Annotated in this window: 19 protein-coding genes; 11 read left to right on the plus strand and 8 right to left on the minus strand. The window is 70.4% G+C overall.

Annotated features, from left to right (window positions below):
• Positions 1-404: 404 nt before the first annotated feature.
• Positions 405-1,562: a hypothetical protein gene (locus ACIQRL_RS26590; RefSeq protein ID WP_401336016.1), complete on the minus strand. Its 1,158-nt coding sequence runs from the start codon at positions 1,560-1,562 to the stop codon at positions 405-407.
• Positions 1,563-1,946: 384 nt separating this feature from the next.
• Here ACIQRL_RS26590 and ACIQRL_RS26595 point away from each other — a divergent pair, with 384 nt between their 5' ends.
• The 6 genes from ACIQRL_RS26595 (at position 1,947) to ACIQRL_RS26620 (ending at position 10,088) form a co-directional block, all read left to right on the plus strand.
• Positions 1,947-2,921 carry a LacI family DNA-binding transcriptional regulator gene (locus ACIQRL_RS26595; RefSeq protein ID WP_401336018.1) on the plus strand — a complete coding sequence of 325 codons (975 nt, stop codon included), beginning with the start codon at positions 1,947-1,949 and terminating at the stop codon, positions 2,919-2,921.
• A 575-nt stretch (positions 2,922-3,496) separates the two neighbouring features.
• Entirely contained in the window at positions 3,497-4,807 is a 1,311-nt protein-coding gene (locus tag ACIQRL_RS26600) for an ABC transporter substrate-binding protein (protein WP_401336021.1), read from the plus strand.
• Positions 4,808-4,815: 8 nt separating this feature from the next.
• Positions 4,816-5,796, plus strand: a complete 981-nt coding sequence (locus ACIQRL_RS26605) for a carbohydrate ABC transporter permease (RefSeq protein ID WP_401336472.1) — start codon at positions 4,816-4,818, stop codon at positions 5,794-5,796.
• Positions 5,793-6,689 (plus strand): carbohydrate ABC transporter permease, encoded by an 897-nt coding sequence (locus tag ACIQRL_RS26610; RefSeq protein ID WP_401336024.1) that lies wholly within the window; start codon positions 5,793-5,795, stop codon positions 6,687-6,689. The genes ACIQRL_RS26605 and ACIQRL_RS26610 overlap by 4 nt, the downstream gene beginning before the upstream one ends.
• Positions 6,690-6,738: 49 nt before the next feature.
• Positions 6,739-8,064, plus strand: a complete 1,326-nt coding sequence (locus ACIQRL_RS26615; protein ID WP_401336027.1) for a glycoside hydrolase family 36 protein — start codon at positions 6,739-6,741, stop codon at positions 8,062-8,064.
• A complete protein-coding gene (locus ACIQRL_RS26620; protein WP_401336029.1) occupies positions 8,061-10,088 on the plus strand; it encodes a beta-galactosidase in 2,028 nt (675 codons plus the stop codon). The genes ACIQRL_RS26615 and ACIQRL_RS26620 overlap by 4 nt, the downstream gene beginning before the upstream one ends.
• A 57-nt stretch (positions 10,089-10,145) precedes the next feature.
• On the opposite strand, the gene ACIQRL_RS26625 is transcribed toward ACIQRL_RS26620, so the two are convergent.
• Both ACIQRL_RS26625 and ACIQRL_RS26630 read right to left on the minus strand, forming a co-directional pair.
• Positions 10,146-10,835 carry a response regulator gene (locus ACIQRL_RS26625; RefSeq protein WP_401336032.1) on the minus strand — a complete coding sequence of 230 codons (690 nt, stop codon included), beginning with the start codon at positions 10,833-10,835 and terminating at the stop codon, positions 10,146-10,148.
• Positions 10,835-12,499, minus strand: a complete 1,665-nt coding sequence (locus ACIQRL_RS26630; protein ID WP_401336035.1) for an ATP-binding protein — start codon at positions 12,497-12,499, stop codon at positions 10,835-10,837. The genes ACIQRL_RS26625 and ACIQRL_RS26630 overlap by 1 nt, the downstream gene beginning before the upstream one ends.
• Before the next feature lie 236 nt (positions 12,500-12,735).
• On the opposite strand from ACIQRL_RS26630, the gene ACIQRL_RS26635 reads away from it, so the two are divergent.
• The 3 genes from ACIQRL_RS26635 to ACIQRL_RS26645 all read left to right on the plus strand — a co-directional run bounded on the left by ACIQRL_RS26635 (position 12,736) and on the right by ACIQRL_RS26645 (position 15,701).
• On the plus strand, positions 12,736-13,596 hold the full coding sequence (locus ACIQRL_RS26635) for an ABC transporter ATP-binding protein (RefSeq protein WP_401336038.1): 861 nt from the start codon (positions 12,736-12,738) through the stop codon (positions 13,594-13,596).
• Positions 13,593-14,474, plus strand: a complete 882-nt coding sequence (locus ACIQRL_RS26640) for an ABC transporter permease (protein WP_401336041.1) — start codon at positions 13,593-13,595, stop codon at positions 14,472-14,474. Before ACIQRL_RS26635 ends, ACIQRL_RS26640 begins: the two co-directional genes overlap by 4 nt.
• 132 nt (positions 14,475-14,606) lie before the next feature.
• Positions 14,607-15,701, plus strand: coding sequence for an ABC transporter substrate-binding protein (locus ACIQRL_RS26645; RefSeq protein ID WP_401336043.1), 1,095 nt, complete (start codon positions 14,607-14,609; stop codon positions 15,699-15,701).
• A gap of 71 nt (positions 15,702-15,772) precedes the next feature.
• On the opposite strand, the gene ACIQRL_RS26650 is transcribed toward ACIQRL_RS26645, so the two are convergent.
• The 5 genes from ACIQRL_RS26650 to ACIQRL_RS26670 form a co-directional block, all read right to left on the minus strand.
• A complete protein-coding gene (locus ACIQRL_RS26650; RefSeq protein WP_401336046.1) occupies positions 15,773-17,425 on the minus strand; it encodes an alkaline phosphatase family protein in 1,653 nt (550 codons plus the stop codon).
• Positions 17,426-17,624: 199 nt separating this feature from the next.
• Positions 17,625-18,827, minus strand: a complete 1,203-nt coding sequence (locus ACIQRL_RS26655) for an alpha/beta hydrolase (protein ID WP_401336049.1) — start codon at positions 18,825-18,827, stop codon at positions 17,625-17,627.
• 149 nt (positions 18,828-18,976) lie between these two features.
• The gene (locus tag ACIQRL_RS26660; RefSeq protein WP_401336052.1) at positions 18,977-19,690 is read right to left on the minus strand and encodes a GvpL/GvpF family gas vesicle protein; all 714 of its coding nucleotides are present in this window, start codon (positions 19,688-19,690) and stop codon (positions 18,977-18,979) included.
• A 607-nt stretch (positions 19,691-20,297) separates the two neighbouring features.
• Positions 20,298-20,474, minus strand: coding sequence for a CsbD family protein (locus tag ACIQRL_RS26665; RefSeq protein WP_401336055.1), 177 nt, complete (start codon positions 20,472-20,474; stop codon positions 20,298-20,300).
• Positions 20,475-21,106: 632 nt separating this feature from the next.
• Positions 21,107-21,706, minus strand: coding sequence for a DUF5709 domain-containing protein (locus tag ACIQRL_RS26670; protein ID WP_401336057.1), 600 nt, complete (start codon positions 21,704-21,706; stop codon positions 21,107-21,109).
• A gap of 179 nt (positions 21,707-21,885) precedes the next feature.
• Here ACIQRL_RS26670 and ACIQRL_RS26675 point away from each other — a divergent pair, with 179 nt between their 5' ends.
• Both ACIQRL_RS26675 and ACIQRL_RS26680 read left to right on the plus strand, forming a co-directional pair.
• Positions 21,886-22,059, plus strand: coding sequence for a CsbD family protein (locus ACIQRL_RS26675; protein ID WP_261706029.1), 174 nt, complete (start codon positions 21,886-21,888; stop codon positions 22,057-22,059).
• Positions 22,060-22,256: 197 nt separating this feature from the next.
• On the plus strand, positions 22,257-23,801 hold the full coding sequence (locus ACIQRL_RS26680; RefSeq protein ID WP_401336060.1) for an MFS transporter: 1,545 nt from the start codon (positions 22,257-22,259) through the stop codon (positions 23,799-23,801).
• Positions 23,802-24,104: the final 303 nt, after the last annotated feature.

The following is a 24,104-nucleotide window of genomic DNA, read 5'->3' on the forward strand; positions in this document are numbered from 1 at the left end:
GTGACGGAAGACCCGGGAGCGTGTCAGATCCGCCACGAGGCGTGTGCCGGATCCGCGCATCCCGCACGACAGCTCCGGCGCACGGCGCCCGACGGAACCCCCGGTGCGCGGCGGGTGACGGAAGACCCGGGAGCGTGTCAGATCCGCCACGAGGCGTGTGCCGGATCCGCGCATCCCGCACGACAGCTCCGGCGCACGGCGCCCGACGGAAGCCCGGGTGCGGGGCGGGGCCGACGGTATGCGCGGCTGTTCCGACCGCACGTGCGGTCGGTCCGACCACCCGAGGAGCGAGTGCGCGGCCGGGGCCGACGTTACGATGCCGGTCCGGCCGTACGAGGCCGGGCGCGCGTCCCTGAGGCGTGCGCGGGGGCGGATCGGCGGGCGCGCCGTCCTCCCCGCGGTGGTCACCCGGACGCCTCGCGGGCCCGCTCCTCGCTCTGGCGTGCTTCCTGGAGGTGGGCCTCGACCCGAGGTGCCCGCCGGGACAGCAGCGAGTCCGTGACACGCTGAAACGTCTTCGTCAGAGGGTGCTTGTCCTGTCCCGGCGCGGAGCCCCGTACAGCGGACGCCGCGTCGCGGTACTCGGCCATCTCGGCGAGTGCCGCGTGGGCGAGTTCGGTCGCCTCGCGGTACAGGTCGCGGGACTTGGTCATGGCGTCGAGGGCCTCGGAATACGAGGCCACCAGGGTCCGCGCGTGGGCGAGTTCCTCTTCGAGGGTCAGCAGACTCCAGTCCTCGCGGAGCGAGGTGACAGCCGCCGCGGCGTCGTCCGGCAGCGGCCAGGGCAGCGCGGCGAACTCCAGGACCTTGTCCAGGAGTTCGGTCGGCTCGGTACCGTCGAGGAAGACACTGCGCACCCGGAAGGCCTGCTCGTCGAACCCGACCCGGGAGGGTGTGCCGGACAGGATGACGGCCCCGCCACGCGGCACGGACGTCCCGAGGTCCCCCAGCGCCCAGTTGACCGCGTGGAACTGCTCGGGCGTGGCGCGGTGTTCGACGACCCGGTGCCGCAGGGCCGGCGGCAGCAGCCGGGCCAGCGGGAGGCGGCCCTCGACGTCGGGCGTCATGGCCTCGTGCACGACGACGTTGATGCTCCAGCTGTGCCGGGCGGAGTCCTTGATCAGGCGGCGCAGTACCGCGTCGTCCTTCGGCAGCGGGTTGATGTCCTGGAGCCGCAGCCCGGCCGCGGCGTCACGATCCCAGGAGAAGTCGCTCCGCTCGGGCCAGAGCAGGGCGGCGGGCGAGGGCCACGCGGAATCCCAGGGCCGTTCCGCCTCGGCCGCCAGCGTCCAGTGGCGCTCGCCGTCCACATGCTCACGGCCGTCGGTGGCGAGCCGCGCCCGTACGGTGACGTCGTCGTCGACGAACCAGCGCGCCTCGAACACGTGGCCGTCCGGCGTCTCGGCGTTCTCCTTCTCCAGGAAGTCCTGGATCCTTTCGCTGTCTTTCAGTTCCCGCAGGTGCTCCCGGAGGGCCTGCTGCGGGGCGGGGCCGGTATGGCGCCCGGAGGCCAGCCAGACTGTTTCCGGGGCGGTGGGACGGTCTGTGGAGGACTTCGGCATGAGTCACTTTGCTGGTGGGGTGTGGTGTGCCCTCCCAGTATGGTCGCCTTTGGCCACGAGTCGGGAGCCGAGGCCCCTCCGGATCACGGACCTCCGCCATCGGGTGACTATGCGTATTTCGTTGACGATTGGCCGGATTGGGGTCATTTCGAGGAGGGTGAGTGGTGCCGCCGACCGCCGGGCCGGTTCGCCGGGACGGTTCCGGCGGCCGGGTGCCTGACGCGTGTGTCGCGAGCGGCGACCGCGAGCGTCCCGCCCGGTGAAGGGCGCGGACCTGCGAGGACGCGGAGTGGGTCACGCCCGGCCGGGACCTCCGGGACACGGAGGGCGCCGGTAGGGTGGCGGTCGGAGAAGGGGCGGACGCGGATGCGGCAGCGGGTGACCATGAGTGAGGTGGCGCGGGCCGCCGGAGTCTCGTCCGCGACCGTCTCGTATGTGCTGAGCGGAAAACGCCCGGTCACCGAGGAAACGCGCAAGGCGGTCGAATCCGCCATCGAGCGGCTCGGTTTCAGTCTCAACCCCGTCGCCCGCAGTCTTCGTACGGGCAAGTCCACGATGGTCGCCCTCGTCGTGCCCGACATCGCCAACCCGTTCTACGCGCTGCTCGCCCGCTCGATCCAGGACGAACTGCGCGGCCGCGGCTACCACGTCCTGGTGAGCAGTACGGGGGCGCGGCGGGACGAGGAGGAGGCGCTGCTGGACGAGGCGGTGCAGCAGCGGTTCGCCGGTGTGGTGATGACGCCGTTCCGGCTGGCCACCGACGCCTTCGACGTGCTGCGTGCCGCCGGGATTCCGGCGGTGGTCAGCGCGGACGTCTGCTTCGGCGATGTCGACCTGGTGACTCCCGATGCCGATGCCGCGGTCCGTGAGGCGCTCGCGCATGTGGCGGCCACCGGCCGGCGGCGCATCGGTGTGATCGCGGGGCCGCTGGACGCCGCGGGCGGCGATCCGCGCCTGGAGCGCGTCCGGGAGCACGCGGCCGAGGCGGGGCTGCGTATCGCGGAGGAGCACATCGTCCACGGCGAACACACGCGCGAGGCGGGAGCGGAGGGGTTCGAACGCCTGATGCGTGCCCGGCACCGGCCCGAAGCGGTGCTGTGCGGCAACGACATCACGGCTGTCGGCGCGATGGACACGGCCGAACGCCTCGGGCTCGACATCCCCGGCGATGTGTCTCTGATGGGGCACGACGACATCGAGTTCGCCTCGCTGGTCCGGCCGCGGCTGACGACCATCCGGTACCCGGCGCGTGAGGTCGGCCGGGTCGCCGCCGAGCTCCTCCTGGAGCAGATCGACGGCCGGACGCTGCGCAGGACCGTGCGGGTCGCAGCGGGCTTCGTGGCGCGCGCGTCGGTCTGACGGCCGCGGCCTTCTTGACCGCGCGCGGCCCTCCGACGGCCGCGAACCGCCGTCCCTGGCGCGCCTGTTGCCTTGCGCGCCTTTGCCGGATCGATAGTCGAAGGGCCGTGGCGTAATCGATTACGCTGCGCGAGACTGAGTGGCGGACGAACGCCGACCGGGGGTCCGTGGCCCCCCGACCCGTCATCAGTCTGCCGCATTTGGCAGGGAATGGTCCCCTCGCCGATTTGCGCTGCCTGTAAACAAATTCAACCAGTGACTGTTTGCTTTTGGGTGGCTGCGTCGCAAAAGCCAACATCTTTGATCTGGTCGATCAGTCCGCCGCGTGCGGGTTCGCGCACCGGGCGAGGCGATGGGCCCGACGGCCGCGCTGGTCGCACCCGCTCCTTTGCCGAGGCCCATGTGGGTAGTCCGTGACATGTCGGTCACGTTTCGGGTAAGGCGAGTGCGAGGTCTTGACGCGGTGACGACATACGGCTGTCATTACGCCCACGTTGTTCGGTCGAGTTGGTTTCTGATCGATTTCCGGCCTCCCCGCCGTCCAACTCGACCGAACCCTGCCCTCAGGAGCCGTCATGCACCTTCCCCTCTCGGGTCTGTCCGCCCCAACGCCCAGCCGTCGCACCCTCATCCGTGGAATCGGCGGCGCGGTCGCCCTCGGCGCGGGCGTGCCCCTGTTGAGCGCCTGCGGCGGCAGCGGCACCGCGTCGGACCCCAAGACGGTCACCGTCGGCTCCAACGCGTCCGACGCCGTGCCGAAGAAGGCCTTCGCCGACGTCTACGCGGACTTCAAGAAGCAGTCCGGCATCACGGTCGACGTCAACACGAAGGACCACAACACCTTCCAGGAGCAGATCAACTCGTATCTGCAGGGCACGCCGGACGACGTCTTCAACTGGTTCGCCGGGTACCGCATGCAGTTCTTCGCGGCCAAGAAGCTCGCCACGCCCATCGACGACGTGTGGGCGAAGATCGGGGACAACTTCCCCGAGGCGATGAAGAAGCTCAGCAAGGGCGAGGACGGCAAGTACTACTTCGTTCCGATGACGACGTACCCGTGGGCGGTCTTCTACCGCAAGAGCGTGTTCCAGCAGTACGGTTACAAGGTCCCCACCACATGGGACGAACTCGTCGCCCTGTGCAAGCAGATGAAGAAGGACAAGCTCGTCCCCATCGCCTTCGGCGACAAGGACGCCTGGCCCGCGATGGGCACCTTCGACCAGATCAACTTCCGCCTGAACGGCTACGACTTCCACGTCCAGCTCATGGCCGGCAAGGCCTCCTGGACCGACGCCAAGGTCAAGGCCGCCTTCGATCACTGGGCCGAACTCCTCCCGTACCACCAGGACGGCTTCATGGGCCGCACCTGGCAGGACGCCGCGCAGACGCTGGTGGCCAAGAAGGCCGGCATGTACCTCCTCGGCACCTTCGTGGCCCAGCAGTTCACCAACAAGGCCGACCTGGACGACCTCGACTTCTTCCCCTTCCCGGAGATCAACTCCGCGTACGGCCAGGACACCGTGGAGGCCCCCACCGACGGCCTCATGGTCAGCAAGGCCCCCAAGAACCACTCCGGCGTCCTCAAGCTCCTTGAGTACATGGGCAGCCCGGCCGCGGAGGAGCTCTACCTCAAGGGCGACCCGAGCGTGGTGGCCGCCTCCAGCAAGGCGGACACCTCCGCGTACTCGGCGCTCCAGAAGAAGGCGTTCGACATGATCGGCAACGCCAAGACCCTGACTCAGTTCATGGACCGCGACTCCCGGCCGGACTTCACCTCGACGGTGATGCAGCCCGGACTCCAGAAGTTCCTCCAGAACCCCAAGGGCGTGGACAGCTTGCTGTCCTCGATCGAGCGCCAGAAGAAGCAGATCTTCGCGACCGCGTGAACGAGATCATGACCACCGACACCACGACGAAGTCCCCGGAGGCGGCCAGTGTGCCGCCTCCGGGCGCTGCCTCCGCGCCGAAGCGGGCCGCACGCGGCCACCGCCGCCTGCTGACCCGCCGTGACCGGTTCACGCTCGCCCTCATGGCGGGCGTACCCACGGTCCTGCACGTGGCCCTGGTCTGGGTCACCGCCCTCGCCTCCATCGCCCTCGCCTTCACCACCTGGGACGGCATCGGGTTCGACTCGATCAAGTGGGTGGGCCTCCAGAACTTCCATCAACTCTTCTCCGACAACCCGCAGTTCTGGCCCGCCGTCCAGCACAACGTCATCTGGTTCGTCGTCCTCATCCTGATCCCGACACCGCTCGGCCTCTTCCTGGCCACCCAGCTCGACAAGAACATCCGCTTCAGCCGCTTCTACCAGACGGCGTTCTTCCTGCCGGTGGTCATCTCGATGGCCTGCATCGGTTTCGTCTGGCAGCTCGTCTACAACCCGGACACGGGCCTGATCAACAGCCTCATCGGCGCCAACAAGCCGGGCCACTACATCGACTGGATCGGCGATCCCCATCTCAACCTGTGGGCCGTTCTCGTCGCGGCCTCCTGGCGCCACACCGGCTACATGATGATCCTCTACCTGGCCGGCCTCAAGGGGATCGATCCCTCCCTCAGGGAGGCCTCCGCGCTGGACGGCGCCAGCGAGTGGCAGACGTTCAAGAACGTCATCTTCCCGACGCTGCGCCCCACCAACACGGTCGTGCTGGTCGTCACCATCATCGAGGCGCTGCGCGCCTTCGACCTGGTCTTCGTCTTCAACAAGGGAGCCCAGGGGACCGAGTTGCTCTCGATCCTTGTCACCAACAACATCATCGGCGAGTCCAGCCGCATCGGGTACGGCTCCGCGATCGCGGTGGTCCTGCTCGTCATCTCGCTCGTCGTGATCATCCCGTATCTGGTGGCCACCTTCCGGAAGGAGCGGCGATCGTGAGCGCCCCCACCCTCGCGGCCGGCGGGCGGGCTCGGCGCGCGCCCGTCCGTCCCGCCCGCGTGCTGCTGCACGTCTTCCTCGCCGGTACCGCCCTGGCCTGGCTCGCCCCGCTGCTGTGGGCGATGTTCTCGGCCCTGCGCCCGTACGGCGAGACCAGCGCCAAGGGCTATGTGTCCTGGCCGGACACACTGAACTTCGACAACTTCAAGAACGCGTTCGAACAGTCGGACATGACGCACTACTTCGTCAACACACTGCTGATCGCGGTGCCGGCCGTCCTGCTGACGCTGTTCCTGTCGTCGATGGTCGCCTTCTACGTCAGCCGCTTCGACTTCCGCCTCAATCTCGCGCTGCTGCTGGTCTTCACGGCGGGCAACCTGCTCCCGCAGCAGGTCATCATCACCCCGCTGTACCGGATGTACCTGCTCACCGATCTGCCGGGCATCACGGCGAGCGGCAAGCTGTACGACTCCGCACTCGGCCTGGTGCTGATCCACGTGGCGTTCCAGTCCGGGTTCTGCGCGTTCGTGCTGAGCAACTACATGCGCTCGCTGCCGCACGAGCTGACCGAGGCCGCCCTCGTGGACGGGGCGTCGGTGTGGCGGCTGTACTGGCAGATCACCCTGCCGCTGTGCAAGCCCGCGATGGCGGCCCTGGCGACCCTGCTGTCGATCTGGATCTACAACGACTTCTTCTGGGCCCTCGTCCTGATCTCGACCGGCGAGAACATGCCGATCACCTCCGCGCTGAACAACCTCTCCGGCCAGTACTTCACGGACCCCAACCTCGTCGCCTCCGGCGCCCTGCTCACCGCGATCCCCACGCTCGTCGTGTACTTCGTACTCCAGCGGCAGTTCGTCAGCGGTCTGACCCTCGGCGCCAACAAGGGCTGAGACGGCTCCACTTGAGAGACTCAGGCGGCTTCACGTGAAAGAGAACGACGTGCCTCAATCCTTCACCCCCGTAGGCTCCGTGCCCGTGGACCCGCGCACCGCACGGGTCCACGAGGAGGGCTGGCAGTCCTGGAGCCCCAGCGGCTCCTACGCCCTCGACGACACCCCGCACCGCCCGGCCGACGCCAACTGGGCGACGGTCTGCTACCGGCCCGGCCGCACCGTGCCGCCCGCCACCTTCCAGGGCGAGGGACTGCTCGCGCTGGACGCGGGCGACGGCTCCCCGGTCCGGCTGTGGGCGGCGACGGACCCGGCCACCTCGGTCCCCTCGATCCGGCTGACCGTCCGGGACGGCCGTGCCGAGGTCGGCGCCGACGGCCCCGTCACCGAATCGGCCCACCCCGGACCGGACGGAATCCAGGGAGCGCTCGCCGCCTGGGCCGACTCACTCGCACTGCCCGCCCCGCGGCCCGCACCGACCGTGTGGTGCTCCTGGTACGAGTACTTCACCGCCGTCACCGAGGACGACATCCACGAGAACCTCGGCGCGATGGACACCCTCGACCTGCCCGTCGACGTCGTCCAGATCGACGACGGCTACCAGAGCGCGCTCGGCGACTGGCTCACCCTGTCGGGCCGCTTCCGCTCCCGCGCCGCCCTCGCCGACGCCATCCGCGCGCGCGGCCGGCGGGCGGGCATCTGGACGGCGCCGTTCCTGGTGGCCCCGCACAGCGAACTCGCCGCCCGGCACCCGGACTGGCTGGTCCACGACTCCGAGGGCGCGCCCGTGCACGCGGGCCACAACTGGGACCACGACCTGTACACCCTCGATGCCACGCACCCCGACGCCGGGGCCTATCTGACCGACGTCTTCGCCACCCTGCGCGCCGAGGGATACGACTACTTCAAGACCGACTTCCTCTACGCGGGCGCCCTGGAGGGCGTACGGCACTCGGGCGCCGACGCGCTGACCGCCTACCGTGCCGGTATCGCCCTGATCCGTGAAGCCATCGGCGCCGACGCCTACCTGCTCGGCTGCGGCGCCCCGATCCTCCCGTCCACCGGCCTGTTCGACGCGATGCGGGTCAGCCCCGACACGGCACCGCACCGGCGCCCCGAGGCCGGTGACTACAGCCAACCCGGCCAGGACGCGGCCGAGTTCACCGGCACGGGCCGCCAATGGCAGCACCGGCGGCTATGGATCAACGACCCCGACTGCCTGATGGCCCGCCCCGCCGTGGAGACCCGCGAACGCTGGGCCGCCCATGTCGAGGCCACCGGCGGCCTGATGGCCTCCAGCGACCGCCTGCTGTCCCTCGACGGGTGGGGCGTGGCCACCACCCGCCGCCTGCTGTCCTCGGGAGGGACCGCATGACCCCCGAACGCACCCTCTCGATCCCCGGCATCCTCTACGGCGGCGACTACAACCCCGAGCAGTGGCCGGAGGAGATCTGGGCCGAGGACATGCGCCTCATGCGCGAGGCCGGCGTCACCATGGTCAGCGTCGGCATCTTCTCCTGGGCGCTCCTGGAGCCCTCGGAGGGGACCTACGACTTCACCCGCACGGACCGACTCCTGGACCTCCTCCACGAGAACGGCATCGCCGCGGACCTGGCCACTCCGACCGCCGCGCCGCCCGCGTGGTTCTTCCGGGCGCACCCCGAGGCGCTGCCGGTGGACCGGGACGGCCGCCCGCTGTCGTACGGCAGCCGGCAGACGTTCTGCCCGAGCAGCCCCGCCTACCGCGAGGCCGCGCTGCGCATCACGGGCGCCCTCGCCGAGCGGTACGCGACGCACCCGGCCGTGGTGATGTGGCACATCCACAACGAGTACGGCTGCCACAACGCGGCCTGCTACTGCGACACCAGCGCCCACTCCTTCCGGCGCTGGCTGCGCCAGCGCTACGAGGACCTGGCCGCCCTCAACCACGCCTGGGGCACCACCTTCTGGAGCCAGTGGTACTACGACTGGGACGAGATCCTGCCGCCCCGCGCCACCGGCGCCGTCCCCAACCCCACGCACCAGCTCGACTGGCGCCGCTTCTGCTCCGACGAACTCCTGTCGCTGTACACGGCGGAGCGTGACGTCCTGCGCACGGCCGCTCCGTCGACACCGGCCACCACCAACTTCATGGTGATGGACACCTTCGACGCGCTGGACTACTGGCGGTGGGCCCCGGAACTGGACGTCGTCTCCAACGACCACTACCTCATGTCCGCCGACCCGGCCTCGGAGATCGACGTCGCCCTGTGCGGCGACCTGACACGGTCGCTGGCGGGCGGACCGTGGCTGCTCATGGAGCACTCCACCGGCGCCGTGAACTGGCAGCCCGTCAACCGCGCCAAGCGTCCCGGGGAGATGCGCCGCAACGCCCTGTCCCATGTGGCCCACGGCGCCGACGGCATCGCCTACTTCCAGTGGCGGGCCGCCAAGGCGGGCGCCGAGCAGTGGCATTCGGCGATGCTCCCGCACGCGGGCACGGACAGCCGCATCTGGCAGGACGTGGTCCGCCTCGGCGCCGACCTGAGAGCCCTGGCCGAGGTGCGCGGCAGCACCGGCACGGCGGAAGTCGCCATCGTCTGGGACTGGAACGCCCGTTGGGCGCTGGAACTGCCCTCCCAGCCGAGCGGTGAACTCCGCTACCAGGACCTCGTCCGTGCCTGGTACGAGCCGCTGTGGCGCTCCGGCGTGGCCGTCGACTTCGTACGCCCCGACGCGGACCTCTCCGCCTACCGCCTGGTCCTCGCCCCGAGTCTCTACCTCGTCGACGAGGCGGGCGCGGCGAACCTGGCCGGCCACGTCCAGCGCGGCGGCACCCTCGCGATCGGCTTCCACAGCGGCGCCGTGGACGAGAACTGCCATATAAGACTGGGCGGTTACCCGGGAGCCTTCCGGGAGGTCCTCGGCATCCGCAGCGACGAGCTCTTCCCGCTCCTCCCCGGCGAGTCGGCCGGCCTGACCGGGCAGGTGCCCCCGGGCGCCACGTCCACCCTGTGGTCGGAACGGGTGCGTCTGAACGGCGCGGAGCCGGTCGCCACGTACACGGACGGACCCCTGGCCGGTGTCCCGGCCGTGACGAGAAACAGCCACGGGCCGGGCACCGCCTGGTACTTGGCGACCCTTCCCGACCCGGCCACCCTCACCGCCCTGCTGGCCCGCATCCGTGCGGACGCCGGAGTCACCGACGCCGGAGAGGTGCCCCCGGGCGTGGAAACCGTCCGCCGACGTGGCCGGGACGCCGACTACGTCTTCTGCATCGACCACGCGGGAGAGGGAGCGGAGATGCCCGTCCCGCCCGGATGCACCGAACTCCTCACGGGCAAGCCCCTGTCGGGCTCGGTCAGGGTGGAGCCCGGGGAGATCGCGGTGGTGAGGGAACCGCACGCGGCTGGGTCGTAGTCCGCCGGGCACGGGCCGGCGTCCCGCACCTGCCGGGGCGGGACGCCGGCGCCCGGATCAGTGGAGTATCCGGTAGCGGTGCTCGGGGCGGCCGGTCGCGCCGTAGCGGAGTTCCAGGCGGACCATGCCCTCCCGTACGAGGTACGAGAGGTACCGCTGGGCCGTGGCCCGGGACACGCCGGTGAGCTCGGCGGCCTGGGCCGCGGACAGGTCGTCGCGGGCGGTTCGCAGGATCTGGTGCAGGAGGGCGAGGGTCGGCGCCGAGTGCCCCTTGGCCGGTACCCGCGGGACGGCCGGTGGCCGGACGGCGCTGAACAGGGCGTCCACGTCGGCCTGATCGGTGCGGGGAGCCTGGCCGAGGGCGTCCACGCGGTGCTGGAGCTCCCGGTAGGCGGTGAGGCGTTCGGCCAGGTCGGCCGAGCCGAACGGCTTGACCAGGTAGCCCACGGCGCCGAGCTTCATGGCGGTCCGCACCGAGGTGATGTCCCGGTCGGCGGTGATCATGATGGCGTCGGGGCGGGCGCCGCCCTCGTCTCCGCTGAGCTGCCGCAGCACGTCGAGCCCGCTGCCGTCCGGCAGGAAGACGTCGAGCAGCAGCAGGTCGGGACGGAGGGTGCGCACCGCCTCCAGCGTCCCGGCCACGGTCGCCGCCCGTCCGACCACCTCGAAGTCCTCGACGCGGGACGCGTAGTCGCAGTGGATGTGGCTGACCCGGAAGTCGTCGTCCACCACCAGGATCCGGATCATCAGCGGTCACCTCCCGCCGGTGAGGCCGTCGTGAACTGTGCGTCCCGTGGCTCGGGGGTGACGTCCGGCAACGGCAGGACGACCGTGAAGACCGCGCCCGGCCCCTCGCTGACCGTGATCGTGCCGCCGTGACGCTGTGTCAGCCGGTGGACGAGGGGCAGCCCCAGCCCGCGCCGGGCGGTGCCACGGGCCGGCCGGGTCGACCAGCCGTCCTCGAAGATCGACTCGGCGGCGCCCGGCGGAATTCCCGGGCCGCTGTCCGCGACCCGCACCATCACCCGGTCGACCGCCTCGACCAGCGAGAGCAGCACCTTCCGGCCACCCGCCGGGGGCGGTCCGCCGGACGCCGCGTCGATCGCGTTGTCCAGCAGATTGCCGACGATGGTCAGCAGCCGGCGCAGATGCGGCGGATCCTCGCCGAGAGCGGAGTCGTCACTGAGCACGATCCGCACCCCGCGCTCCGCCGCCACCGTGGTCTTGGCGACGATCAGCCCCACGAGCAGTGTGTTGCCGATCAGTTCGCGTACGGACTCGGTCAGCGCCTGGTCGGCGCCGGCCGACTCGACGGCGTACTCGTAGGCGGCGTCGCGGTCGCCGATGTCCAGCAGACCGGCCACGGTGTGCATCCGGTTGGTGAACTCGTGCTGCTGGGCGCGCAGGGCGTCGGTCAGCCCGCGCACCGAGTCCAGTTCGCGCAGCAGCCCGATCAGCTCGGTGCGGTCGCGTACGGTCACCACCGCGCCCAGTTCACGGCCGTGCAGCGTCACCGGCATCCGGTTGACGACCAGGCAGTGGTCGTCGGTCAGCACACTGAGGTCGGTGCCGGTCAGGGTGCCGTCCAGGGCGCGGCGCAGCCGCCCTTCCGGCAACACCTCGTCGAGCCTGCTGCTGAGCGCCGTGCCGAGACCGAGCAGGGTGCGGGCCTCGTCGTTGACCACCGTGATCCGGTCGTCGGGATCGAAGGCGATCACGCCCTCCCGGATGCCGTGGAGCATGGCCTCGCGATCCTGGAGCAGTCCGGCGATCTCCTCCAGTTCCAGTCCGAAGGTCGACCGCTTCAGCCGCCTGGCCAGCAGGAACGCCGCCGCCGAGCCGAGCGCGAAGGCGATCGCGGCATAGAGGCCGAAGGTGGGCAGTTCCCGCCACAGCTCGCCCAGCACGTCGTGCTCGGGGAGGCCGGCCGAAACCTCGCCGACCAGCGCGCCCGTGGGCCCGTACAGCGGAACCTTGCCGTTGGCGGACCGCCCGGTGGCGCCCTGGTCGGAGCCCATGTGGGAACGGCCGTCCAGCACCACGATCGGGTCGCCCACCGGCTCGCCGATCAGCCCCGGGACGGGGTGCGAGTGGCGGATGCCCTTCAGGTCGATCACCACCACGTACGACGCCCCCGACGCCCCGCGGATCCGTTCGGCGACGGTCTGCACGACGTCGCCGCCACCGCCGTACTGCATGGCCCGCCGGATCTGCGGATCGGCGGCCGTGGTCCGAGCGATGGCCACGGCCCGTTGCTCGTAGGCACGGTCGATCTGGTCCCGCTGGGCGAACGCGAACAGGACGAAGCCGATGGCTCCGGTGAGGGTCAGGATGGCCAGCTGGTTGGCCAGAATCCGCGCGGAGAGCCTCCCCTTCCCGCCGCGACCGATCATCCGTATACGGATGGGCATCACAGGTGCCTCAGCCCTTGTCGTGCTGCCGGGCCCGGCCCCTTCGCCGTACCCGTGGTGGCGTGATTGTGACCCACCGAGGTCGTACTGCCTACCCCCGCCCCGCTGAGCAGAACGAGCAGAACCCCTGCTAACACGACTAACGCGGGATACGTCTGAAACCGCGACGTAACACCGGGCGATCTCTAGCGTCTGCCTTCCTCGACCACCGAGGTCAGGAAGGGAGACCGCATCAGATGGCTTCGCGACACGATGTCGCGCCGAGCCCCGACGCCGAGAAGACCGGCCGGGACAGTGCGCGCGTCGAGATCTCAGGACTCACCAAACGATTTCTGACTCCTGCCGGCGAGGTGTTCACAGCGCTGCAGGACGTGTCGTTCACCGTGGAGCCGGGCCAGTTCTGCGCGGTGGTGGGCCCGACCGGCTGCGGCAAGTCGACGACACTGAGCATGGTGTCCGGGCTCGACCGGCCCAGCGAGGGCTCGGTGAAAGTCGGCGGCCGCGAGGTGGACGGCGTCACCGACGGCGTCAGTTTCATGTTCCAGACCGACGCGCTGCTGCCCTGGAAGACGGTTCTCGGCAACGTCCTGATGGGCCCGGTCTTCCGCCGGGTGCCCAAGCAGAAGGCCCGGGCCTCGGCACGCGACTGGCTGCGCCGGGTGGGCCTGACGGGCTTCGAGGACCGCTACCCGCACCAGCTCTCGGGCGGGATGCGCAAGCGCGTGGCGATGGCCGCGGCACTGATCAACGAACCCGAGATCCTCATCATGGACGAACCGTTCGGCGCCCTGGACGTACAGACCAAGGCGATCATGTCGACCGAACTCCTGGGCCTGTGGGAGCAGATACGCCCGTCGGTCATCTTCATCACCCACGACCTCGACGAGGCCGTGGCACTCGCCGACCGGGTCGTCGTCATGACGTCCGGCCCCGGCTCGGTCAAGGCGGTCTTCGACATCGACCTGCCCCGGCCGCGCGGCGCGGTCCAGGAGATCCGCTTCCAGCCCCGCTTCATCGAACTCCAGCACCAGATCTGGGACTGCCTGCGCGAGGAGGTGGAGCGCGCCTACGCACGCACCGCAGGAGGTACGGCATGAGTACGACGTCCACCGTCTCCACCGCCCGGGTCGAGGACGGCCCACAGGCCTCCGCCAGGACCGCCGCCAAACGCGCCGTCCGGCGGCGCGCCCTGCTGGTGTGGGCCGGCCGCATCGGTCTCGCCGCCTTCGTCATCGGCGGCTGGCAGGCCTTCACCACCTGGGGGATCGTCGACAAGTTCTTCTTCGGGCAGCCGTCCGGGATCGCCCGACGGCTCGTCGAACTCTTCCGGAACGGCACCGAGTTCGGGTCCTTCTACGCCAACATCTGGACCACGATCCAGGAAGCGCTCGTCGGCTTCGCCCTCGGGGCCGTCACCGGAGTGATCGTCGGCGTCGCGCTCGGCCAGAGCCGCTTCCTCGCCGACGTGCTCGGCCCCTACATCAAGATGGTCAACGCGATCCCGCGGATCGTCCTCGGCTCGATCTTCATCGTCGCGTTCGGCATCGGCACGCTGCCGAAGATCCTGCTCGCCGCGGTGCTGGTGTTCTTCATCGTCTTCTTCAACGCCTTCCAGGGCGTCCGTGAGGTCGACCGCAACATCCTCGCCAACACGAAGGTCCTCGGCGCCTCGCAGTTGCAGATCATCCGGCACGTCACCGTGCCCTCGGCACTCACCTGGATCATCGCCAGCCTGCACAGCGCCTTCGGCTTCGCCATCGTCGGCGCGCTGGTGGGCGAGGTACTCGGCGCGCAGAGCGGTCTCGGCCTGGTCATCAAGACCGCGCAGAACAACTTCGACCCCGACGGCGTCTTCGCCACGATGCTCGTCATCTCGGTCATCGTGCTCGGCGCCGAGTGGCTGATCGGCAAGTTGGAGCACCGGCTGCTGTCCTGGCGCCCGCCGGCCCCGTCCGAGGCCGCCGGCACCATCTGACCGCCGTCGCCGCCTGTTCCACCCCTTCCCGCTCCACCCCGCCTGTTCCGCCCCTCGGCGCTCAAACCTGCCCGTCCCACCCCGCAGTCCGTACCTCCCTGCTCGTCCTCAGAAAAAGGAAAGTGACCAGCCATGTCCAGACGACCCGTCGCTGTCGCCGCGTCCCTGCTCACCGTTCTCGCCCTCGGTGCGGTCAGCGCCTGCTCCGGCAACTCCGCTAGCACCACCGCGGGCAGCGGCTCCGGCGGTACGCCGACCGTCAAGATGATGGTCGGCGGCATCGACAAGCAGATCTACCTGCCGTACCAGCTCGCCAAGAGCCTCGGCTACTACAAGAAGTACGGCGTCGACGTCCAGCTCAGCACCGAGCAGGACGGCGGTGTCGGCGCCGAGGCGGCCATGGCCTCGGGGCAGGTGGACATGGCCGGCGCCTGGTACAACCACACGATCGAGTTCCAGGCGAAGGGCAAGGCCGTCGAGGACGTCGTCCAGCTCTCCGGCGCGCCGGGCGAGCGCGAGATGTGCAGCGCGAAATCGGGGGTCCACTCGGCCGCCGACTTCAAGGGGAAGACCCTCGGCGTCACCGACCTGGGTTCCGGCACCGACACCCTGACCCAGTTCCTGGCCGCCAAGAAGGGCGTGAAGACCAGCCAGTACCACCGGATCGGGGTCGGCGCGGGCTCCACCGCCATCGCCGCGCTGCAGAACGGCAAGGTCGACTGCGTCATGACGACCCAGCCGACCGTGGCGGCGATCCAGAAGAAGGGTGTCGGTGCGTCCGCGGTGGACCTGGCCACCACCGACGGTGCCACGGCGGCGATGGGCGGGGCCTTTCCCGCCGCCGGCGTGCTCGCCCGTACCGAGTGGGTCGACGCGCACAAGGACACGGTGCAGAAGGTCGTCGACGCGCTCGTCGCCACGATGCACTGGATCAACACCCACAGCGCGGCCGACATCGCGGACAAGCTGCCGCAGACGTTCGTGTCGAACCAGTTGGTGACGAAGGCCGACTACATCGCGGCCCTCAACGAGGACAAGGGCCAGTTCCTTCCGGACGGTCTCATGCCCGCGGGCGGTCCGAGGACCTCTCTGGCGACGGAGAAGCTGGTCGGCAACGTGAAGGGTGCGGTGGACCTCGGCAAGACGTTCACCAACGAGTTCGCCGTCCAGGCCAACAGGACCGAGGGCTTCAAGACGACCACGACCCCGGCCGGCCCGAACGGCTGACCCCGCTCCGCGCACGAGGCCGCCCGGGTGACTGTCACCCGGGCGGCCCCCTGTCCGGCTGCGACCGTCGGTCAGCGGACGGGCAGTACGGCGGTGTGCTCCTCGCGCACGGCCTCCAGCGAGCGGGGGTCGAGACCGAGCAGGCTCAGGATCGTGGGCGCGATCTGCGTGGTCCGCACGCTCGCGGAGTCGCGCACGCCGTCCGGAACCGAGGCGCCGGACACGACCAGCGGGACGTCGAGGTCGTCGGAGTGGGAGCCGCCGTGCTCGGCGATCTTCTTGGTGCCGCCGGTGTACACGACGCCGTACTGCGCGAGGCCGAGGAGGTCCGGGACGCGGGCGTCGCCGGTCTCGACGTGGAAGTAACGCGCCGCGGCGCTCCCGGCGTAGACCTTGCTGAGCCCGCCGTGGGTGAAGGCCTTGGGCGCGGCGTTGATGTCGGTGCCGGTGCCGCTCTGTGCCAGCAGGTACGACTTGGCGAACTCCGCCGCGGCCTGGGAGCGGTCGGTCAGCCAGAGGAGCATCGCGTCGTCGTCCACGCTGTGCGCGACCAGGTCGCCGGCGGCCGGGTGGAGCTTCTTCCAGGCGGCGTTGAGGCCGTCGAGCAGCGGGCCGTCGCCGATCCGGGTGAGCGCGGCGGGGTCCGTGGGCGACTGGCCGTGCTTGGCGGACAGGACGATCGTGGTGCTGCCTGCCAGGTGGCGCTCGGCGATCTCCGAAGTCAGGGCGCCGATCTGGGCGTTGACGAAGTCCAGGTTCTTCGCCAGCAGCGGTCCGGGCACGTTCTTGGCGGTGTAACCGCCCTTCAGGCCGTCGGAGGTGGGCAGCTTCTGCGCGGTGGAGACCGACTGGAAGTTGAGACCGAAGACCGCCGGAGTGCCGACCTTGTGGGTGCGGCTGTGGTCGTAGCCGTCGATCTCGTTGAGGACGGCCTTCACCTTGTAGCCGTCGTACTGCTCGGTGGCCCGGTTGTCCGTGGTCCAGTCGTTGCCGGCCGCGTAGCCGAGGGCGGCGCTGTTGATCTCTGGCGTGAAGAGGTCCTGGATGCCGGTGCCCGAGGGCCCGTTGAGGATCTCGTACGCCGCGTGCTTGTCCGACCACGCGGTGCGCAGACCTGCCTTGCGGGCCACCTCGAAGATGGTGTTCACCTTGAGGTACGCGTGCGGGTAGACCGGCTCGCAGGTCCTGGGGCTGACCGGCAGCTTCGCGGAGTTGATCAGGCTCGCCGGGTTGCCGGTCATCGTCAGGACGCTGTCCGGCAGACCGGTGAGGCCCTGCCCGGCGTCGATGGAGGCCTGGTTCTTGTCCAGGTCCTCCGTGAGGTCCACCTCGACGCCGGGCTTGGCGCCCTTGCAGGTGGTGGTTCCGGCCGGGAGCAGCGCGGCGTTGTAGGTGTCGTCGTAGTAGACGCCGGTGGTGCCGGGGCCGCCGCCGGTCGCCTGGGCCACCATCCCGGGGAAGGAGTCGGACGGCGTGGTGGTCTTGGCGTGGGTGTACTCCACGCCACCGCCCACCAGTCGCGCCAGCGCGGACTCCGGGTGCCGGGCGACGTACCAGGCGAGATCCGACTGGTGCAGTCCGTCGACGGAGATCAGCAGCACGTGCCGGGTGTCGGACCGCCGGTGGGAGTCGGCGAAGGCGGCGGGCTGGGCGGCCGTCACGCCGGTCAGGACTCCGGTGGCGGTGAGAAGGGCTGCTGCTGACCTGACGTAGCGTCTGGACATGGACGTCTCCCGGGAGTTCAGGGTGAGGTGCGAGTGCCGGACTCATCACAGTCACACCGTGTGTACCGGAAACGGCGCATGTGTGAACGCACCCGGAATGGGCGGTCGGGTCTTCGTCAAGCGGGTCGGTTTCAGCCAGGGGCGGGCCGTCCTCCCCGGCACGGGAATCCCGTGCCGGGGAGGACGGCGGGTGAGGCAGCTAGCGGCGCGGGGGCGGATCACCGTCCTGGCCGGGGGACGTCGTACCCCGATCCGTCGGAGCGGCGGGGCCGTTGGCGCGGACCCAGGCCGTGAAGTCCTCGACCGCGTCGGTGACCGCGTGGAAGCGCAGCGAGGGAAAGAGGTCGAAGGCATGCTGGGTGCCCGGGAGTTCGGCATAGGCCACCGGCCGGGTGGAGACCCGTCCGAGCTCGGACGCGAACTGGCGGGCGTCCTCGACCAGGACGAGTGTGTCCAGCGTGCCGTGGACGATGAGGAACGGCGGGGCGTCGGGGCGCAGGTGTGCCAGCGGGGTGGAGTCGGCGCGGCTGTCGGCCTGCCCGTAGTAGCCGTAGAAACCGATCACCCCCGCCACCGCGGTGTCGCGCTCCTCGCCGTCCGGCGGATCCGGGACACTCGGCGCGGTGAGCGCGGTCATGGAGGCCAGATGAGCTCCGGCGGAGCCGCCTGCCAGGAACACCGCCGTCGGGTCGGCTCCGTAGGCGGCGGCGTTCTCGCGCACCCACCGCAGGACCTGCCGCGCGTCGGCGAGCCGGTCGGCGTGGTCGAGGCCGCGGCCGAGGCGGTAGTTGGCGCTCACGCACACCCAGCCGCGGCCGGCGAGCCGGTAGAACAGGGGGCGTGCGCCGATCATCTTGCTGCCGAAGCGGAATCCTCCGCCGTGCAGGTAGACCAGCACCGGCGCGCTCCGCGTTCCTGACCGGGGAAGGTACACGTCCAGCAGATGACCGCGGCCCCCGTCGCCGTAACGCACGTCGGCCGCACGCCGCACCGTGAACCGGTAGGAGATCAGCGGAAGCACCAGCAGACGCACCAGCCGCCGCAGGCCGTGTCGCCGACGCTGCGGCACGGCCTGCGGTCCGAGGGCCCGCCGCAGCGCGGCGGTCAGCCGAGGCCGGGCGGTGCGGGTCCGCACCGCGAGCCACAGCACTCCGGCCGCGGTGCCCGCGGCTACGCCCGCGCCCAGCCACCATGACCGCGTTCCCGTCTCTCCGGCCAGCAGAGGGGGCACCGCTCCGGCCGCCAGCACGTACAGGGCGAGGAACGGCTGCTCGTTGATCAGGAACGTCAGAAAGAAGCTCAGGGTGAAAGGGGTCGAGCGCCGCGGCCGCGGCGGACGCAGCGCCAGCAGGGTCATGAGCATGACCGCCCCGCAACCGCTGATCACCTGGGTGACCGGCACGGTGACTCCCCCCGTCGGCCCCACGGGACGCGCGACACCGGCCCGTCAGCCGGTGAACACAGCCGCTTCCTGTGTACAAGGCACGGGACAAACGTAGCACCGGGCCTCACCCGGGCCGGCGAATTCCTTTTCAGGCTGACGTTGCTCCGTCAACTGAAGGTGTACGCGGGGAGCGGACCGTCGAGCCGGAAGTCGAAGCCCTCGCCCATCTGGTGGGCGAGGCTCAACTCCGTTGCGAGGAACAGCTCGTCGTGCTCCTCGTCCACCAGGAAAGCGACGCTGAGGAAGTCCGTTCCGTCCGGCTGCGCGGAGTCGATCTCCCGGGCGAACGGGCGGAGCGCCTCGACCACTCCCGAGGCCAGGGCCTCCTGCCGTGCCCGTGTTTCCGCGGTGACCAGTTCGCCGAGACGCGGAGCCACGTCGGGGTCCGCCGTGCCGGCCCGGATCCGGTCGTCGAGCCGTCGGGCCGCCTCCGACTCCGACAGGATCTCCCGCATCAGCATCTCCTCGTCCTGCGACGCCTCGAGACGGTATTCGACGCAGCCCTCCAACCGGCCGAGCCGGTCGGCGTAGTCGTCCGCGCGCTCCTCCAGCGCGAGCCGGACCGCCTCGTCGTCCGGGGCGGTGTGACCGAACCTCACGGGGATGATGGTGCCGTCGGCCATCAGACGCTGCTGGACTCTTCTATGGGCGTCGATGTCCCGTTCTCCGAGGGGGAGTTCCCCGGGCGCGTCACTCACCACCGCGCAGAGGGGACCGGCGGTCACCGTACGCAGCCGGGCCGGCGACGGTCCGACGCCGTCGAGATCGTCGAGGCGCAGTGGATGGTCCTTGAAGCCGATCGCGTAGACGAACACGGTCATGATCAGTCCTCCGCGTGAGACACGCTTGTCTCCCGCTGGGACGAGCGCCGGGCCTCTCGCCGACCTCGCACGACCGTCTCCTCCCGCTCCCCGCCCAGCCTCTGGCCGGCCTTTCGCCGCACTCCCGGTCCGTCGCCCCGGGCTGGGCCGTCCCGCAACCCCGGTGCGAGACCGCTTCCAGACCGCGACACCACCGTCACGGTGTCTCCCTTCACCGGCTGTGATGGCTCAGTGCCGGTCGATCCGCTCCCACGGGGGAGCGAGGCCCGTCGTCACCGGTCTGATGATCGTTCGGCGGGCTCCGCTGTCGCAGAGCGCCACCGGTGTCGCACCGGACGCCGACTTCGGGCGAAAATGTCTCATACCATCATAGAGGCGCTATGTGTAGTACCAGGTAAGGCGGTCATCTCATGAGGCCGCCCGTCGGATCACACGGCCCGGGGGAGTCGCGGGCCGTGTGCTCCGACGGCAGCGGAATGCGAAGAAGGCCGGCGAGCCGGTGAACCTCGCCCCTGACTCGGCGAGCCCCTCGAACGGCCGCGTTGGCCGCCACCGCGGTCGCCCGTTCGCCGTCACCGCGGTCGGCGGGGATGCCGAAGAGCCGATCTCAGTGCTTGACCCACCCGCGCACGCGTGCCGTGGTCTTCTCCGTCATCTCCTGGGCCTTGCCGTGCAGTTGATCACGACGCCCCGCCCTCTGCACCGAGCTGTCGCCCAGCACCTTTCCCACGGACTCCTTCACCTTGCCCTTGATCTGTTTCGCCTTCGCGTTGCCCTTGAACATGATCGTCGCCGTCCTCTCGGGGTGTTCCGTACCGCGGCGCGGAGCGCCAGGTCACCCTTCCTCACCGTGTGGCCTGCCGGAGGCCTCCGCAAACCGGCCCGTCCGGCCGCGTACGACACCGGGTGCCCGCGGCCGGTTTCCCCGCGCGACCGAGGGGGACCCGATCCGGACAGCCCGGAGCCGCACCGGAGGCCGGGCCCGACGGGGCCCGAACGGAGCAGGAACCGGGACCGAGCGGAGAAGGAAGAGGAAGCGCCGTGACCGCGGACATCAGTACCAGGACCACAGCACGCCCCGAAACGGGATGGGCCATGGCGCGCCGTCGGCGCCGCAGCGGTCCGCGGACCTGCGTTCCGGCGACGGCCGACCGAACGGCCCGCACGGACCGTTCCGCGCCCGAGTGGAACATCGTCAGGGGCGAGGACTGACCGGCCGTCATCTCGGATCCGTACGGACGCGTCAGCGCCGTACGACCACTTCGATACCGTACGACCGCTCCGGCGCCGTACGGTCACTTCGGCGCCGTACGGCCATGTCGGCGCCGTGCGAAATCGGGGAACGCGCGTGCTCGCTGCCCGCGTCCCGACACGCGCCGCCGATCGGCCGCCCCTTCACCGGCACCTGACGCAGCACTACTGGGGCGCGATGTCCGTCTCGGAGCGCAGCCGGCGGATCTCGCCCTCCGGGACGCGGCGCCCGTCCTCGTCCGGCAGCCGCTCCGGCATGTCGTCGGCCAGCAGGTGGACGGCCGCCTCCTCGGCGGAGTCGGTGCCCTCGTCGCTGTCGGCATCCTCGGCGATCATGTCGTGCTCGGCATCCTGGTGGGCGCCCTCGTCCAGGGCCAGGATCCGTTCCGCGCGGTCCGCGCCCACCTCGTCGTCCGGGAGCCCGCCCTCCTCGTCCGCCAGGTCGCCCGACTCGTCGTCCTCGTCGGGCTCCTCCAGCGCCGGATCCTTCCGTTCCTCGGCCAGCTTCTCGTCCAGGCTCTCCCCCTCACGCTGCTCACGCGCGGTGGTGCCTCGATGCTCCACGGCGAGCGGGCGCTCGGGCGGCGACCACCCTTCGTCGAAGGGATCCGAGCCCCGGTCCTCAAGGGTGTCCTCAGGGTCGAGGATGCCTTCGTCCTCGCGGACATCGGGGCCTCCCGGCTGGTAGACCTCATCACCCATGACGTCGTCCTCGCTCTGGCTGCCCAGGACGGGCGTGATCCTCCGGACGGATCGAAGGATCATCTGCCCATGTATCCAGGCTGGCCCAGCCCGCCCATTCCGGCACGCCGGAGCCGTCCGTGACCACGGAGGGTCACCGACTGGCCGGGTACTGATCCTCGATCAGTGCGTTTGACGCGGCCGACGCGGGTCACCCGTTGCTTCGACACCCGAAGTCGATCGTGATGGGGAAGTGAGACATCGTGGGTGGCGAGCAGAAGGCCAAGGCCAAGATGGAGCAGGCCAAGGGCAAGACCAAGGAAGCGGCCGGGCGTGCCGTGGGCAACGAGCGGATGACCGCCGAGGGCCGGGCCGAGAAGGCGAAGGGCGACGCGCGGCAGGCCAAGGAGAAGACGAAGGACGTCTTCAAGGGCTGACCCGCTCACGTCCGGGGATTCGGCGCGGTCGTCTGCCGACCGCGGCACTGTGGGGCCCGTTCCGGAGAACGGGCCCCACAGCCATGTGCCCGTCCGGACGCCCGCCCGCCGCTCGGGGCGAGCCGCACCGTGCACTCCGCCCCCTCGCCGTGAGCCGCTCGGGATCCCGTGTTGCCGGATGCCCGCACGGGCCCAAGATGGTGGGGGAGCGGCGGAGAGGAGCCCCCGGCGTGGGACGGGACACGCAGGCACACGGACGCGGGGACGGGACGCGAGGGGCGGCCGAAGGCGCCGATCCGCGGCGGTGGCGCGCCCTGTGGGTCACCCTCGTGGCCGGGTTCATGAGTCTGCTCGACGTCACCATCGTGGCGGTGGCCCTGCCCTCGATGCAGCGCGACCTGCACGCCACCGCTCCCTCCATCCAGTGGGTCGTCTCCGGCTACGCCCTCACCTTCGCGCTGGTTCTCGTGACGGCGGGGCGGCTCGGCGACGCGCTGGGCCGACGACGTATCTTCCTGCTCGCGCTCGCCGCCTTCGTGCTCTGCAGCGCCGCGGCGGGAGCCGCCCCGACCATCACGCTGCTGATCGTGGCCCGGCTGGCACAGGGCGTGGCCGCCGGCTGCCTCGCACCGCAGAACTCGGCCCTCATCCAGCAGATGTTCAGGGGAGCCGAGCGCGGTCGGGCCTTCGGGCTCTTCGGCGCCACGGTCGGCGTCTCCAGCGCGGTGGGCCCCGTCATCGGCGGACTGATCCTGATGCTCGCCGGCGGACCCCAGGGCTGGCGCTGGATCTTCTATGTGAACGTACCGGTCGGGGCGGTCGCCTTCCTGCTGGGGGTGCGCCTGCTGCCCAAGGTCGCTCCGGGGCGCCGTGAGCGACTGGACCTGCGGGGCGTCCTGCTGCTCGGCTGCGGAGTCCTCGCGGTGATGCTTCCCCTGGTCCTCGCCGAGGCCGGCGGCATACGAAGGCTGTGGTGGCTCTTCCCGGTCGGGTTCGGCCTCCTCTGGGCCTTCGCGCGCTGGGAGCGGCGGCTGGCCGCCGACGGCGGCCAGCCGCTCCTGCATCCCCGCCTGGTGACGAGCACGCGCGGCTATGCCGCCGGAGCGGCCATCGCCGCCCTGTACTTCGTGGGGTTCAGCGGGGTGTGGCTGGTGTTCGCCCTTTACTACCAGAACGGCCAGGGCTACTCCCCGTTGCGCTCGGGACTCGCGGTGACCCCCTTCGCCATCGGTTCGGCCGCGGCGGCCGTGGTGGCCGGGCGGCTGGTGGAGCGGCTGGGCCGGCTGCTGACCGTCTGCGGTCTCGCCGCCGTCGCCCTCGGACTGGGCGCAGCGCTGCTGGTACTGCGCCTCGCTCCCGGCGGGACCGCACTGTGGTTCGCGGCTCCCGCGCTGTTCATCGGCGGTCTGGGCAGTGGCTGCGTGATCTCGCCCAACGTCACGATGACCCTGCGGGACGTGCCGGTGCGGATGGCGGGAGCGGCCGGCGGCGCCTTGCAGACGGCCCAGCGGCTCGGCGGCGCCGTCGGTACGGCCGCGCTGCCGGGACTGTTCTACGTCGTGCTCGGCACCAGGGGGCACGACTACCGCTCCGCCTTGGTGATCGCCATCGGCTCGGGGATCGTCTTCATCCTCGGCGCCTTCGGGCTCGCCGTTCACGACTGGCTGCGCGACCGCAAACCCCAGAGTCCGCCCGGACCACCCGAACTGCCCCACAGTCACACCCACGCGGGTCAGCTCTGAGGGCCGATCCTCCGAGCGCGTCGGCGTTCCTTTCCGACCGCCATGCCCCGCCCACAGAGCCCACCCTTATCCGCCAGGAGGCGTCCGGGCCCCGGAGCGCACGAGTCAGCGGTGACGGTCGAGTTCACAGCCACCTCACAGCGAACGGACAGGTCTGACCGGGCCTGACCGGAAAGCGGCCGGGGGGATGAACCCGCCGTAGGCAATGGTCAGTTCAAGCCGATCTTTTGTCGCCTCCATGACAAGACCGTCGGCGAGATGTCACTCTGCTGTCGAACGTTCACGTTTCGTTCACAGCCCCCT

This window comes from Streptomyces sp. NPDC091209, assembly GCF_044757755.1.
Lineage (GTDB): Bacteria > Actinomycetota > Actinomycetes > Streptomycetales > Streptomycetaceae > Streptomyces.